12 protein-coding genes and 1 pseudogene are annotated in these 15,076 nt (G+C 66.6%); 6 read left to right on the top strand and 7 right to left on the bottom strand.

The window, feature by feature from the left end; translation table 11 throughout:
• Positions 1-36: 36 nt before the first annotated feature.
• From C0J29_RS28720 to C0J29_RS28700, 5 genes are read right to left on the bottom strand one after another with little or no spacing between them, the layout of a single operon-like run.
• Entirely contained in the window at positions 37-1,359 is a 1,323-nt protein-coding gene (locus tag C0J29_RS28720) for a DUF58 domain-containing protein (RefSeq protein ID WP_120794292.1), read from the bottom strand.
• Complete coding sequence (locus C0J29_RS28715; protein WP_065045788.1) at positions 1,359-2,312, bottom strand: AAA family ATPase; 954 nt, start codon at positions 2,310-2,312, stop codon at positions 1,359-1,361. Before C0J29_RS28715 ends, C0J29_RS28720 begins: the two co-directional genes overlap by 1 nt.
• Positions 2,309-3,466: a DUF4350 domain-containing protein gene (locus C0J29_RS28710; RefSeq protein ID WP_371872507.1), complete on the bottom strand. Its 1,158-nt coding sequence runs from the start codon at positions 3,464-3,466 to the stop codon at positions 2,309-2,311. Before C0J29_RS28710 ends, C0J29_RS28715 begins: the two co-directional genes overlap by 4 nt.
• Complete coding sequence (locus C0J29_RS28705) at positions 3,448-4,098, bottom strand: DUF4129 domain-containing protein (protein WP_120794291.1); 651 nt, start codon at positions 4,096-4,098, stop codon at positions 3,448-3,450. The genes C0J29_RS28710 and C0J29_RS28705 overlap by 19 nt, the downstream gene beginning before the upstream one ends.
• Positions 4,099-4,106: 8 nt before the next feature.
• Positions 4,107-5,327, bottom strand: coding sequence for a DUF7847 domain-containing protein (locus C0J29_RS28700; RefSeq protein WP_443094023.1), 1,221 nt, complete (start codon positions 5,325-5,327; stop codon positions 4,107-4,109).
• Between the two features lie 250 nt (positions 5,328-5,577).
• Between C0J29_RS28700 and C0J29_RS28695 the strand changes: the two genes are divergently transcribed.
• Entirely contained in the window at positions 5,578-6,042 is a 465-nt protein-coding gene (locus C0J29_RS28695; RefSeq protein WP_055578195.1) for a GatB/YqeY domain-containing protein, read from the top strand.
• Positions 6,043-6,099: 57 nt separating this feature from the next.
• On the opposite strand, the gene C0J29_RS28690 is transcribed toward C0J29_RS28695, so the two are convergent.
• Positions 6,100-7,332, bottom strand: a complete 1,233-nt coding sequence (locus C0J29_RS28690; RefSeq protein ID WP_120791988.1) for a DDE-type integrase/transposase/recombinase — start codon at positions 7,330-7,332, stop codon at positions 6,100-6,102.
• Positions 7,333-7,606: 274 nt separating this feature from the next.
• On the opposite strand from C0J29_RS28690, the gene C0J29_RS28680 reads away from it, so the two are divergent.
• Together C0J29_RS28680 and C0J29_RS28675 are read left to right on the top strand one after the other, a co-directional pair.
• Positions 7,607-8,890, top strand: coding sequence for a DDE-type integrase/transposase/recombinase (locus C0J29_RS28680; protein WP_120794290.1), 1,284 nt, complete (start codon positions 7,607-7,609; stop codon positions 8,888-8,890).
• Between the two features lie 72 nt (positions 8,891-8,962).
• Positions 8,963-10,429 (top strand): HNH endonuclease signature motif containing protein, encoded by a 1,467-nt coding sequence (locus tag C0J29_RS28675; protein ID WP_120794289.1) that lies wholly within the window; start codon positions 8,963-8,965, stop codon positions 10,427-10,429.
• A gap of 20 nt (positions 10,430-10,449) precedes the next feature.
• Here C0J29_RS28675 and C0J29_RS34890 read toward each other — a convergent pair.
• Positions 10,450-11,771: pseudogene (locus tag C0J29_RS34890) on the bottom strand (adenylate/guanylate cyclase domain-containing protein).
• 101 nt (positions 11,772-11,872) lie between these two features.
• Between C0J29_RS34890 and C0J29_RS28665 the strand changes: the two are divergent.
• From C0J29_RS28665 to C0J29_RS28655, 3 genes are all read left to right on the top strand, one after another.
• Positions 11,873-12,859, top strand: coding sequence for an LLM class F420-dependent oxidoreductase (locus tag C0J29_RS28665; RefSeq protein ID WP_065048115.1), 987 nt, complete (start codon positions 11,873-11,875; stop codon positions 12,857-12,859).
• 106 nt (positions 12,860-12,965) lie between these two features.
• Entirely contained in the window at positions 12,966-13,901 is a 936-nt protein-coding gene (locus C0J29_RS28660; protein ID WP_120794288.1) for an SRPBCC family protein, read from the top strand.
• Complete coding sequence (locus C0J29_RS28655; RefSeq protein WP_120794287.1) at positions 13,898-15,067, top strand: zinc-dependent alcohol dehydrogenase; 1,170 nt, start codon at positions 13,898-13,900, stop codon at positions 15,065-15,067. Before C0J29_RS28660 ends, C0J29_RS28655 begins: the two co-directional genes overlap by 4 nt.
• The last annotated feature ends 9 nt before the right edge of the window (positions 15,068-15,076 follow it).

Below are 15,076 nucleotides of genomic sequence, written 5' to 3'. Positions count from 1 at the left end.
CTGCGGCGTCGTGAAATTCACACTGGGCGAACAACTTTAGAGCTGCCCGGTCGCCTTCATCGCCAGGTAGCGGTCGGCAAGGCTCGGCGCCAGTTCGGTTGGTGGTGCGTCGACCACTTCCACCCCGCTGCGCCGCAACCGCGACGCGATCGCTCGCCGCTCGTTGCGTGACCGCTCGGCCGCGGCCGCGTCGTACACCGCGGCCGCGTCACTACGTCCAGCGGCGAGTTCGTCGACGCGTGGGTCGGACACGGCGGCAACCAGCACGTGGTGTTTGGCCGATAACTGCGGCAGCATCGGCAGCAACCCTTCGTCGAGGGCGGTCGAGTTCAGGTCGGTGAGCAACACCACCAGCGACCGCCGTCGGGTCCGCCGCAGAATCGCGGCAACCATTGCCCGCCAATCGGATTCGACCAAAGCCGGTTGGAGCGGGGCCATCGCGTCGACCAGTTGGGCAAGCAGTTCGGTGCGCGAGGCACCGAAGACTGCGGCCCGGCTGACCCGGTCGTGGGCGAGGAAGTCGACGTGGTCACCGGCGCGAGATGCCAACGCCGCCAACAGGAGTGCGGCATCCATCGCCCAGTCCAGCCGGGGCCAGCCGGCGGGGTCGGCGGCCGTGGGATCGATACCGACGCGTCCGGCCGCCATCCGTCCGGTGTCCAGCACGATCACCACGCGTCGGTCCCGCTCGGGCCGCCAGGTGCGGACCATGACGTCGCTGCGCCGGGCGCTGGCCCGCCAGTCGATCGAGCGGACGTCATCGCCGACCACATACTCACGCAGCGAATCGAATTCGGTGCCCTGCCCCCGGATCAGCGTCGGCAGGAGTCCGTCGATCTCCCGCAGCTTCGCCAGCCGCGACGGCAGGTGCTTGCGGGACAGGAACGGCGGCAGCACCCGCACGTGGCCGGGTATCGGCTGCGAACTCTGCCGGCCCGCGAAACCCAGCGGCCCGATCGAGCGAGCCGTCACCACCGCGGCGCGCTGGTCGCCGCGCCGGACCGGCCGTAGTTGCGTGTGCACCTGCTGGCTCAGCCCGGACGCGATGACCACCCGGTGCGTCCGAGGCTCGCCCCGGGCACTGGGCGGCCAGGCATCGCGCACCTGACCGCGAAACCGGCGCCGGCCGTCGTTGTGGATCAGCAGACCCGCGTCCACCGGCTGACCCAATCGGGCCGAACCGTTCGGCGACCGGACGAAGCGAAGCCGACGGGTACTGGCAGCCAGCACCACGTCGATGGTGACCACGGCCGCCAACATCGCCAGCAGGATCACGAAAGCCTTTGCCGGCCAGGGTGATACCGCAATCGGCAGGACGCCGATGAGGGCGAGCAGTCCGGTACGGCCGGTGAGGATCACTAGCGTGGCACCGGGACCGAGGCCAGGATGCCGTCCAGGACACCGTCGGGGGTGGCGCCTTCGAGCTCGGCCTCCGGACGCAGCATGATCCGGTGTCGCAGCGTCGGGCGGGCCATGGCCTTGACGTCGTCAGGGGTCACGTAGTTACGTCCTGACAGCCAGGCCCATGACCGGGCGGTGCCGAGCAGCGCGGTGGCCCCGCGCGGTGACACTCCGAGCTGCAGGGCGGGGGACGACCGGGTGGCCCCGACGATGTCGACGATGTAACCCAGTACCTCGTCGGCGATCAGCACCTGGCGTACCGCCTCGCGTCCGGCCGCCAGCTCGGCGGGCCCGGCCACGGGCTTGATCGAGGACAGGTCGCGCGGATCGAAACCGTGCGCGTGCCGGCTGAGGATGGCGATCTCGGCATCCCGCGGCGGCAGTGTGACGTTGAGCTTGAGCAGGAAACGGTCGAGCTGGGCCTCGGGCAGTTGATAGGTGCCCTCGTACTCGATCGGGTTCTGGGTGGCGGCGACGATGAACGGATCGGGCAGCGGTTTCGGCTCGCCGTCCACGCTGACCTGCCGCTCCTCCATCGCTTCGAGCAGCGCCGCCTGTGTCTTGGGTGGCGTGCGGTTGATCTCGTCGGCCAGTAGCAGATTGGTGAACACCGGACCCGGCCGGAAGGCGAACTCGGCGGTGTGGGTGTCGTAGACCAGGGAGCCGGTGACGTCACCGGGCATCAGGTCAGGGGTGAACTGGACCCGCTTGAACTCGAGCTGCAACGCGGCGGCCATGGCTCGGACCATCAGCGTCTTGGCCACGCCGGGAACGCCTTCCAGCAGGACGTGGCCGCGGCACAGCAAGGCGATCACCAGGCCGCTGACGACGCCTTCCTGCCCGACAACGGCTTTGCCGATCTCGGCGCGCAATCCCAGCAATGCCTCACGGGCGGAATCCGGTTCTGTCACGAGTGGGTGACCTGCCTTTCGATGTCGTCGAGCGCACGGGCTAGGTGGAGAAGGTCGGAATCATTGGCCGGTGGGGGACCGAACAAGTGGTACTGGACGAAGTCCGGATCGGCGCCACTGCGCTGTGCCACCGTCAGCACCACCGCCGGTGGTGCCGCGTTGGGCCCCAAGCCAAGTCGGGGGACCAGGCGTTGCAGCGTCGCCGTGCGCAGCGCTTCCGCGGCGCGGTCGCGGGCCCGCCGCGAGCGGTAGAGGCGACCGCGGCCCTCCACTGTCTCAGAAGCGCGAACCACGACGGGCAGTTCCTCGGCGACCAGAGGGCCGATGCGGCGCCCTTTCCACAACGCGACCAGAATCACCACCAGCCAGAGCTGCCAGACCATCCAGGTCACGTTGTCCGGGATCAGATCCATCAGCGATCCGGGCTCTGAGGTGTGCCCCTCGACGCGTTGCGGCGCATACCAGATGAGCCGGGACCGCGTGCCCGCGAGATTCATCGCCAGAGCGGCGTTGCCCTCTTCCAGAAGACCTTCGTTCTGCATGAAGTGGCTGGTGCCGACGACGGTGACGGTGCGGCTTCCGTCGCGGTAGCTGACCAGGGCCCCGCCGTAACAGCTGACCAGGTCCAGATCGCCTTTGGCGCGGTAGGCATCACTCGGTCCGAGATTCACCACACCAGCGCGATTGGCTTCGCGCAGTGGGCAATTCGGCTCGGTATCCAGGTTGCTGGCAGCGCCGACACGTAGCCGCGGCGTGAGAGCCGCGCGGGTGCGCGAGGTGGGATCGACCAGCAACAGATCACCGGGAGCCTCGGACAGCTTGTCCAGCAACGAATTATCGGTCAGGTACTGCGACTGCGCCACCAACAGCAGGGTGTCCGCCCGGGCCGCGCGCTGGACCTCGGCGACGGTGTTGGCGACCACGATCTCGACGCCGGCCTCGCCGAGCAGTGTCACCAGAGCATGCGCGCCGGCCGGGCTGGTGGCCTCGGGGTCCATCGTGCCGCCGGGCCGCGGCGCCGTGAGGTACGTGGTGATCGACGCGACGATGATCAGTGCCGCCAGCGTGAGCAACACCCCGCGCCAGGGGCGTCGTTGCTGCATGGTGCCGGTCGGCGCACCGGGACGGGTGGACGTCACCGGACCTTCGCCCAGGAGTCGGGTGCCGCGGTTTGCGCGGTGACAGCAGAAGTGGCGGACCTTGACCGCAGATGGTCGTCGAGGTCGGCGATCATCTCGTAGGCGGCTTGGGTTCCCGGGCGCTCGCCGTAGGTGACATCGTTGAAAGCCGTTGCGGCTTGCGATAATTCCCCTACCAGATGGGGTAGTGCTTCGCCGGCGTCGTGGGCCAGCTCGTTGGCGGTGCGGCCGGGAACCTGGGTCAGAACGTTCGTCTCCTCCAATTCGCGAGCCACCGCACGCAACCGATGTCGGATCGCAGCAGCCCAATTGCCCTCGGCGGCAAAGGCTTCCGCGGTCGCGCGATGCTGCGCGGCGGTCAGCTGGCCGGCGCCGAACAGTTCGTAGTCGCCGCCGCGCCTGGTGCGCATGGTGCGCCGCGCGATACGGATCGCGACGAAGATCGCGATGGCCACCAGAATCACGAGCACGGTGACCGTGAACCATCCGCCCGATATGTGCGAGGTTTTCAGCACCAGCTTGAACAGGAATTCATTGATCTTGTCGATGATCTCGTCGGTCAATGACGGCCTGGGATAGATCGGCTTGTTCAACTCGCGCTGCGCAGCATCGTGCGCGGCATCGCGGTCGATGTCGATGGCGGGCACTGTGCTCCTCAGTAAGGCCGGGTAAGCCAGAGGTTGTCGGTGGACTCCACGGCGGCCGGCCCACCGGCCGCACCCGTCTGCAGCACCAGGTCGAACGCCTCCGCGCGGATGCGCCGGTCGGTGTACAGCAGGACAACGACGCCGGCGACGAACGGCGTGGTGACGATCTGGCTGATACCTCCTCCGATGGACGACAACGCGGTGCCGACCAGCAGCGTGGTGGTGCTCGACGCGCCCATCAGCAGCACTTGACCGACGATGCTGAAGGGTGCCGAGATCGCCCCCCCGACGATGCCGACCACCATGGCCGCCAGCACACGTATGCCCAGGACCCGCCAAAAGCCGTTGCGCACCAGGCGGAATGATCTCGTGATGGCGTCGAATACCGGGAGCCGCTCCAGCACAATCAGGACCGGCGCGAACAGCAGCACCGTATAGGCGTAGGCCAGCAGCGCGACCACCAACAACAGCAGCGGGAAACCGAGCAGTACCGCTACACCGGCGTTGGCGGCCACACCTACGCCGATCAGGATCACCACCACCAACCCGATGATGACGGCCAATCCGACGGCCTCCAGCAGCGCCAGGCCGAGCAGGGCCAGGAGCCGGCCGCGGACCTTGGCCCATGCTTCGGCGATGGTGATCGGCGAGCCGAAGACCGCGCGCCCGACGATGACGGTGAGCATCCCGCTCAGCAGCATGCTGCCCAGCCAGCTGACCAGGGCGCTGCCGCCCAGCGATGCCGTCCATGCCCCGACGGCTCCGAGGCTGGGCTCGGACTTGTTGCTCTGCAATGAATTTGCCGCCGCGAGTGGACCGACGGTCGCCAGCAGCGAGATGACCTGCATGACGACCACGACCATGGCGGTGATGCCGAGGGTCGGTTTCGGGTTGGCCCGGATGTAGCCGACGGCGCCGTTGAAGATGTCGCTCAGAGTGAGCGGCCGCAGCGGGATGATGCCGGGTTTGTTCGCGCCCGGGATGAGGGGCGGGCCGTAGCCGGGAGGCGTCGGGCCGTAACCCGGGGGCGGGCCGTAACCCGGGGGCGGGCCGTAGCCGGGGGGTTGGCTGTAGCCCGGGGGTTGGCCGTAGCCCGCGGGCTGCCCGTAGCCCGGAGGTGGGCCGTAGCCGGGAGGTGGGCCGTAGCCGGCGGGCTGCCCGTAGCCGGGAGGTTGGCCGTAGCCGGGAGGCGGGCCGTAGCCCGGGGACGGGCCGTACCCGCCGGGCACGGCGTATGCGGGAGGCGGTCCGTATGCCGGGGGCGGCTGGTATGCCGGCGGCGGCTGGTACGCGGGGGGCGGCTCGTATGCCGGGGTCGGCTCTTGGCCGGCGGATCCCGGTGACGTGTCATCCGGGTATTCAGGCGGCAGCGTGCTCACCGTAGGCGGCGGCTGTCGTCGGTTGTCATGGGGTACATCCTGTCGGCGGTTGGTGCATTTCTCAATGTAGGTCCCCGCGGCAACGCGTAGCGTCTCTGGAATGGCGGAACTCAAATCCCGGCTGCGGGCCGACCTGACCGACTCGATGAAGGCGCAGGACAAGCTGCGCACCGCGACGTTGCGCATGCTGTTGGCCGCAATTCAGACCGAAGAGGTTTCGGGCAAGGAGGCTAAGGAGCTCTCCGACGACGAGGTTCTCAAAGTGCTGGCCAAGGAGTCCCGCAAGCGCGGTGAAGCCGCCGAGATCTACACGCAGAACGGTCGTGGCGAGCTCGCCGCCAACGAGCATGCCGAGGCGCGCATCATCGACGAGTACCTGCCGACACCGCTGACCGATGCCGAGGTGGTCGACGTCGTCGAAACCGCGATCGCCCAGGTTGCCGAGACACTCGGCCACGCGCCCTCGATGAAGGAGATGGGCCTGGTGATGAAGGTCGCGACCGGGATCGCCGAGGGGAAGGCCGACGGCTCGCGGCTGTCCGCGGCGGTCAAAGACCGGCTCTGACCTGGGGTCACGTCGCCCTCTTGACACGATCGAGCCCTGTCATCAAGTTGCCTCATGTCAAGATGCGCGCGAAGGGTTGTTGGTTGCCTCACGTGAACGTGCGCGCTTGGTGAGTGGAGTCGGGACGCCGGCTGGGGCTTTGCTGGTGGTCAGGGTGAAGAGTTGGTTGGTCAACGCCTGGATCTGGCGTTGGGTGGCGGCTGGGTTGATCAGTGAGTAGGTCCGCTTGAGCGCCACGATGCGGTCCAGGGTCATACTCGGGTGGTCGGTCGCCCGGTGAAACGGGGTGGTGGCCGTGTCGTGTTTTCTGGATACCTTGGCGCCTTTGCGGACTTTGGATACCAATTTCTGCTGGGGGTGGAAGTAGTTGGTCAGCTGTGACTGCAGTCGCCAGATCTCGTTGAGTAGCAGGAGTTCTGACGCTGTGTCGTAGCGGTAGTAGCCGACCACGGTGCGGACCACCACCCAGTTCTTCTGCTCGACGTGGCAGCCGTCGTTCTTGTTGCCCGGCCGTGACCGGGTGAAGGTGATTCGCCGGTCTTGGCACCATGCCAAGAGGTCGTCGTTGATGAATTCCGATCCGTTATCGCAGTCCACGCCGAGGATCGGGAACGGCATCGCGGCGGCGATCTGATTGAGGGCGGCCAGGATGTGTTTGGCCGTCCTGTCCGGTAGCGAGCGGCTTTCGGTCCAGCCGGTGGCGATATCGGTGACCGTCAACGTGAACGCATGGCCTCCACCCCGATTGCCGCCGTCATGGAAGACCGTGTCGATCTCGACGAAGCCGGGCACAGCGTCATCCCATTGGGCCCAGGTGCGCACCGGGATCTGACTTCGGATCAGCGACCCCGGCTTGGTGCCCACGCGTCCTTTGATCTTGTATCTGGCCCGTTCATCGGCCAGGCGGCGATCGATGGTGGCCGCCGACATCGATACCAGCAGTGCCGCCGTCTCGTCACTGATGACCAGCTCCCGGAAGTGGCGCAGCACGGCTACCAGCTCGGTGAGCATGGGTGCGAGCCGTTTGCCGGCGGGCATGCCCAGCACCGTCCAGCAGATCGTCAGCGCAGCAATCACATCCTCGCCGTATTTCACGGGCCGCGGACTTCGTGCAGACATGATCCTGGGGGCCAGCGCGGCTTTAAGTGCCTTGCGGGCATGGCTGCGATGCCAGCCCGTGTTGGCGCACAACTCGTCAAGAATCCGGGTCTTACCGCGCTTACCGGCCTGCTGATAACGAGTCGCCGCTGATTGGGTCACCGCCCTGCGCTCTGCCAATGTCAACCCCATCAACCGGGCCTACCGAACTCATTGCTGACCCGACCAGGCAGGCGCGCCGTCCACGCGCGCATTCTCGATGAGGCAACGAATCACCCTTTCGCGCGCATTTCTGACGAGTCAACGCGGTCAGGGGTAGAGGCTATAATCGAAAGTATGTTCGATAGACTGCCGTTCCTCGCACCCGGGATGTGTCATCTCCCAGGACATCGGTGACAGTTCTGTGTCAGGACATCGGTGACAGTTCGGGCTGTGTTGGTGGTGACATTTCTGCCTCAGGGTTCGGGTGGTGGCTGTTAATGAACCGATCGATCCTCTGGTCCGGCTTGCTATCTCGCAGTGGCCCGATGACGCGCCCCGCGGGGCGGTTTCGACGTTCTGCGCCGAGTACGGCATCTCCCGCAAGTCGTTCTACGAGTTGCGTAAACGCGCCAGGGCCGACGGGCCGGCCGCAGTACTTGAACCCAGGACGAGACGACCTAAGTCGAGCCCATCGAAGTTGAGCGATGCGATCAAGGAGCAGGCTGTGGCCGTGCGTGCCGCACTGGAGGCCTCCGGCCTGGATCACGGGCCGATCAGTGTGCACGAAAAGATGCGCGCGATGGGCCTACAACCGGTGCCTTCCACGGCATCGCTGGCGCGCATCTTCCGTGAGGCTGGCGTGGCTCGTCTGGAGCCGAAGAAGAAGCCCCGCTCGGCATGGCGGCGGTTCGTCTATCCGGCGCCGAATGCGTGCTGGCAACTCGACGCGACCGAGTACGTGCTGAGCGGCGGACGAAAGTGCGTAATCTTCCAGCTCATCGACGACCACTCCCGCTACGCGGTCGCTTCCCACGTCGCATTCAGCGAGACCGCCACGGACGCGATCGCAGTGGTGGACAAGGCCATCGCCGCCCACGGAGTGCCCCAACGACTGCTGTCGGACAACGGGCTCGCGCTTAACCCCTCGCGGCGTGGATACCTGGGCCAGCTCGTAGAACACCTCGCAAGCCTGGGCGTGGCGGCGATGACCGGCAAGCCCTACAAACCGACCACCCAGGGCAAGAACGAACGCTTCCATCAGACCTTGTTCCGCTACTTGGACAAGCAGCCTCTCGCGAGCACGCTGGCCGAGTTGCAGACCCAAATCGACGCCTTCGACGACATCTACAACAACGAGCGCCCCCACCAAGGGCTGCCTGGCCGCATCACACCCCGCGCGGCCTGGGAGGCCACCGAGAAGGCGCAGGCTCCCCGCCCCAAACCCGACCAGCCCTTCTTCGTCCAAGCTGCACTTAAGCGGCACCGGCCTGCACCCGCACCCAAAGACCTGCCCGCCGGCACCAGCGTCAGGACACTGACCACCGCCGGAACATTCATGCTCGCGGGGGTCCAGTACAAGGTCGATGGACGACGCGGCTTTGACCAGGTCCTGGTCGTCACCAACGGCGACAAGATCATCGTCGCCGACCTGGACGGCGAAGTCCTCATCGAGCACACAAGACCCGCACCCGGGGTGACTTACGTCGGCAACGGACGACCCCGCGGCCCACACCCCAAAAACGACGACAAAACGTCACCGAAGTCCTGACACACCAACTGGCACCGATGTCCTGACACAGAACTGTCACCGATGTCCTGAGACATCACACTCGCACCCGGGATGGAAGGGTATGACGGCTACCTGGAGGTGGTGGCCCACCGCAGGGCACTTCTAGAAAAGACCGAAGACTCGGTGGGCTGGATGACGCGGATCGGTGCGGCGGCGCGGGTGGTCAATCAGGCCCAGGCCGCGGAGTTGGTGGGGATCGGGCAGTTGTTCTCCCACCGCTCGGTGGCGGGCTCTGAGAGGGGTCAGTGGGCGATCGACACGTTCAAGGCGGTGGCCGGGGAGGTGGCCGCGGGGCTGAAGATCAGCCAGGGCCGCGCGGAGACCAAGCTGCATTATGCCCGGGCGATGCGCGAGCGCCTACCGCAGGTCGCGGCGGTGTTGTGTGCCGGGGACATCGACCTGGAGGCGTTCGCCACGATCGTGTTCCGCACCGATCTGATCGAGGACCCCCAGGTGCTGGCGGCGGTGGACGACAAGATCGCCGCGCGGGTGACACGCTGGCCCTCGTTGAGCCGGGGGCGGCTGTCGCAGAAGATCGACCAGATCGTCGCCAACGCCGACGCCGATGCCGTCCGGCGGCGCACAGAGGCCCAGGCTGATCGGGAGGTGTGGATCAGCCAGGAGCTCAACGGGTTGTGCCAGGTGGAGGGACGCCTGCGCAGCACCGATGCCAAAGCCCTCGATGCGCGGATCTCGGCGTTGGCGGCCACGGTCTGCCCCCACGATCCGCGCACGGTGGCTCAGCGCCGCGCTGATGCCATGGGGGCGCTGGCCGCCGATGCCACCCGGCTGGGCTGTGAATGCGGCCGGCCCGATTGCACCGCCGCCGGGCGCAAGCCCGCCTCGCCGGTGGTGATCCATGTGGTCGCCGAACAAGCCACCCTCAATGGCCACAGCGACAGCCCCGGGTGTGTGCTGGGCACCGAAGACCTCATCACCCCCGAACTGTTGGCCGAGTTGGCGTTGACCGCCCGCCAGGTGCCGTTGATCCACCCCGGCTACGCCGCCCCCGAACCCCACTACCACCCCTCACCAGCGCTCGCCGATTTCGTGCGGGCCCGGGACCTGACCTGTCGCTGGCCGGGCTGCGATGTGCCGGCCACGCACTGCGACGTCGACCACACCACCCCCTACGCCTCCGGTGGGCCCACCCACGCCGGCAACCTCAAGTGCTACTGCCGTACGCATCATTTGATGAAAACGTTCTGGGGCTGGACCGAGAAACAACTCGCCGACGGCACCTTGATCCTGACCTCCCCGGCCGGGGACACCCACGTCACCACCCCCGGCAGCGCCTTGCTGTTTCCCAGCCTGTGCCACGCGGTGGGCGGGATGCCCGCCCCCGAAGCCCAAACCCCACCGGCGGATTACTGCGCCGAACGCACCGCGATGATGCCCACCCGCCGGCGCACCCGCACCCAAGCCCGCGCCGCCCGCGTCACCGCCGAACGCCGCGCCAACCACCAAGCCCGCATCACCGCCACCGGCCCACCCGACGACGAACCCCCACCCTTTTAGCTGGGCGGCCGGGCACCGGTTCACGCAGAGGCGACGGCGAATAAACGCCACTCGCCGGGCACACCATTGAGCTGGTGCACGCCGCGGTCGGCGAACTCGAGTCCCGACCCGATCACCAGGTCACGCAGCGTGCTCGACACCACCACCTCATCGGCTCCGGCCAGCGCACTGACCCGCGCGCCGATATGCACCGCGATCCCACCGAGGTCCGCACCGCGCACCTCGCACTCACCGGTATGCAACCCCGCGCGCACCTGGATGCCCAACGCCCGCACCGCATCACGAATGGCCACCGCGCACCGGATCGCCCGCTGCGGACCGTCGAACATCGCGAGGAACCCGTCGCCCGTGCTGTTGACCTCGCGTCCCCGAAACCGACTGAGTTGTGCTCGGACAACCGCGTCGTGCGCGTCGAGCAGTGCATGCCAGTTGCGGTCGCCCATCTCCGCAGCGCGCCGCGTGGAGTCCACGATGTCGGTGAACAACACCGTGGCGAGCACCCGGTCATCGGCCACTTCGGGCTGCTGACCAGTGAGGAACTCAGCGATCTCCTGAAAGGACTCGCGCCATGGCTCGACGAAGTGCAACAGGTTGTGATCTGGCACCTCAACATATTTCGCACCAGGTATGTGCTCGGCGATGAATCTGCCCTTCACAGGCGGGATGGTCACGCCGTCGGCGTGGTGGATGACAATGGTGGGCACGCGGATGGTCGGAAGGACCGCCCGCACGTCCAATTCGGTAACCAGAGGGAACATGAGGGCGACGGTCCTCGGGCTGGCCGCGAGGCGTTCGTGTCGGGCCCAGGTTGCCCGGATCTCCTCGTTCCATGGCATGTCCGGATTATTCAGATGCGGAATGATGCCGCTGCCCCACATGCGGGCTAGCGCGGGGGGGGGGGGGGGGGGGCTTTGTCTCGAGCGAATGCGGTGCCCCTCGCATCCGCATAACCGTCCAGCACGACCAGCGCGGCGGTACGCGACGGATATGTCGCCGCGAACAGCGCAGCCGGTGCGAACGCGAAGTTCGACGCGACCAGGACCGCGTCGCGACACCCCAGGTCGTCCAACACTGCTGCGACGCTGTCGGTCCACTGCTCCAACGTCGGCAGCGCGCCCGGCTCGACCGGATCAGACGCTCCGGTACCCGGCTGATCGAAGAAGATCAGGCGACCGAGCGATGTCATCGCCTCGATCCATCCTCGAAGTGACGGCAGCTCAGGTTGGTGCTCGCAGCAAGTGAACCAGTTCGGAATCATCACCATGTCTCGCGGACCTTCCCGCGACGCGCGATAGGCGACGCGCAGATCCCCGTTCAGCGCGTAGCGCGTCTCCGAGAACATTGCGGAAGTGTAATTCCCGGGACTGCGCGTCGGCCGACGTTAACGCCAGTCAAAGCCATGTCACGCCGTTTGGGCTGCGGTCTGCCGGGTACCCGTCAGGCATGGCACGGTTCGGTTATACCTTGATGACGGAGCAAGCGGGTCCGAAACAGCTTGTGCGCGATGCTGTTTCGGCAGAGCAGCGCGGCTTTGACTTCGAGGTCTGCAGCGACCATTTCTCGCCGTGGCTGACTTCGCAGGGCCATGCGCCCAACGCCTGGGCGGTCCTGGGAGCGGTCGCGCACGCAACCGAACGGGTTGATCTGTACTCCTACGTGACCTGCCCCACGATGCGCTACCACCCCGCGATAGTCGCCCAGCAGGCGGCCACCGTGCAGATCCTGGCCGACGGCAGGTTCACGCTCGGCCTGGGCAGCGGTGAGAACCTGAACGAGCACGTGGTGGGCAAGGGGTGGCCCACGGTGGAACGCCGCCAGGACATGCTGCGCGAAGCCATCAAGATCATCCGCGAGTTGTTCGGCGGCGAGTTGGTGGACTGGCGGGGCGACTATTTCCAGGTCGATTCCGCGCGCCTCTGGGACGTGCCGGATGTGCCGCCCGGCATCGGTGTGGCAATGGCCGGCGACAGGGGAGTGGAAAAGTTCGGCAAACTGGCCGATCACCTGATCGCGGTGGAGCCCGACCAGGAATTGGTCGATGCCTGGCGCACCGCGCGCCAGAGCGGCGGCTGGCCCGGCGCGGGCCGGGTGGTGGGGCAGCTGCCGGTGTGCTGGGATCCCGACCGCGACGCGGCGATCGCCCGTGCGCATGATCAGTTCCGCTGGTTCGCCGGCGGTTGGACGGTCAACGCCGACCTGCCGACGCCCGCGGGATTCGCCGGAGCGACGCAATTCGTGCGGCCCGACGATGTCGCCGACAGCATTCCCTGCGGGCCGGACCTGGACGCGATCGTCGAAGCCGCGAAGTCCTACTGGGAAGCCGGGTTCACCGATATCGCCCTGATTCAGATCGGCGGCGAATCCCAGGAGCAATTCCTGAAGGAAGCCGCCGAACCACTACTGGATGCGCTACGCAGCGCCTCCAGTTGAGTCTCCGTCACATTTGGGGCCACGTTTGGGCGACCCGCGCGGGGGTAGTACCTGAACAGCACCCGACGACCGCCGGAATGATGCGGCGACACAAGGAGTTTGGCTGATGAATGATCCCGCAGCGAGTAAGACCGCGGCGCTGGTGAAAGGCTTGGGAGTCGCCAGCCTAGGCCTCGGTCTATCCGAGATCCTGGCGCCCGGAAAGATAGCCGCGCTGGCCGGCGTGGACGAGACCGCGCGATCGCGCACCGTGATCCGCGCCCTGGGCATGCGCGAATGTGGGCACGGCGCAGCATTACTGGCCGGCCCCGACCAACTGGTGTGGACGCGCGTAGCGGGCGACGTTCTTGACGTCGCCTGTCTTGCAGCGGGTGTCATGCGTCGTGGACCCGGCCGGCGTCGGCGCGGCATCATTACCGCCGCCGCGCTCACGGCGATCGGCGGGGCCGACCTCTACGCCGCGTTGCGGACCTCCCGCGGCGACTCCGCCCGCCATTCGGGTGGTCAGCGGCACCGCACGCTGCGCGCCGCCGTCACCGTAAACCGCAGTCCGGAATACGTTTACGGCTTCTGGCGCAATCTGGAAAACCTGCCCGACTTCATGTATCACTTGCAGTCGGTCACCACCGCCGAAGACGGACAGTCACATTGGATCGCCAACTCGCCGGTCGGGCAGTCCGTGCAGTGGGACGCGCAGATCGTCGAGGACCTGCCCGGTAAGCGGATCGCCTGGCAATCGTTGCCGGGCTCGGGAATTGAGAACAGCGGGTGCGTCGAGTTCACGCCCGACCACCGGAGCAAAGGCACCGAAGTGCGCGTCACGATGGCCTATCAGATGCCCGGCGGTGCGCTGGGCAAGGCGGCGGCCACGCTGCTGGGCGAATCGCCGGAGCAGCAGGTCAACGACGACCTCCGGCGTTTCAAGCAGATCATGGAGACGGGTCAGGTGCTGCGCTCGGACGGATCCCCGGACGGCACAGCCGCCCGTCGACAGCTCCACCAGCAGTCGGCGCAACCCTCAGGCAAGGTGGTGCAACGATGAAGGCTACAGTTTGGGCCGGACGCAATAGCGTTGAGGTGCAATCGGTTCCGGATCCGAAAATCCTCAACGACCGGGACGCCATCGTGCGGGTCACGTCGACCGCGATCTGCGGTTCGGATCTGCACATCTACGACGGCTACATCCCCACCGTCAAACACGGCGACATCCTCGGACACGAATTCATGGGCGAGGTGGTCGAAGTCGGCAAAGGCGTCGACAACCTCGCCGTCGGCGACCGCGTGGTGGTGCCGTTCCCCATCGCATGCGGGGCATGTTCGGCATGTGACCGCGACCTGTACTCGCTCTGCGAAAACTCCAACCCCAACGCGGGAATCGCCGAGAAATTGATGGGCCACTCCCCGGCGGGACTGTTCGGCTACTCCCACATGTTGGGCGGATTCGCCGGTGGGCAAGCAGAATACGCGCGGGTCCCGTTCGCCGACATCGGCCCGCTGAAAGTCGCGGACGACCTGACCGACGACCAGGCACTGTTTCTCTCCGACATCCTGCCGACGGGCTACATGGGTGCCGAGATGTGCGACATCAGACCCGGCGACGTCGTAGCCGTGTGGGGCGCCGGTCCCGTCGGCCTGTTCGCGGCGGTGAGTGCGAACCTGCTCGGTGCGTCGCAGGTGATCGTCATCGACCAGGTGCAGTATCGACTGGACCTGGCCGAGCGACTGGGCGCGACGCCGCTGAACTTCGCGGAAACGTCGGTGCTGGAAGAGTTGCGCGAAATGACGGCCGGACGCGGCCCCGATCACTGTATCGACGCGGTGGGCATGGAAGCCCGCAACGGGTCAACAGTGGTAGACGTCTACGACCGCGTGAAACAAGCCACGAGGCTGGAAACCGAACGGCCACATGCACTTCGGGAAGCGGCGATGAGTTGTCGCAACGGCGGCACCATTTCGATCGTCGGCGTCTACGGCGGCATGATGGACAAGTTCCCGATCGGCGCGGTGATGAACCGCTCGTTGACCATCAAGACCGGACAGTGCCACGTGCAGCGCTACATGCGGCCTCTGCTCGAGCGGATCCGCAACGGCGAGATCGATCCGACGGCGATCATCAGCCACCATATGCCGCTGAACCAGGCGCCACAGGGATACGAGATTTTCAAACACAAGCAGGACAACTGCACAAAAGTCGTTCTGAATCCGTAAGGAGCTGAT

Origin of the sequence: Mycobacterium paragordonae (assembly GCF_003614435.1) — a bacterium.
GTDB lineage: Bacteria > Actinomycetota > Actinomycetes > Mycobacteriales > Mycobacteriaceae > Mycobacterium > Mycobacterium paragordonae.
This window is presented reverse-complemented; position numbering and strand designations above follow the sequence as displayed.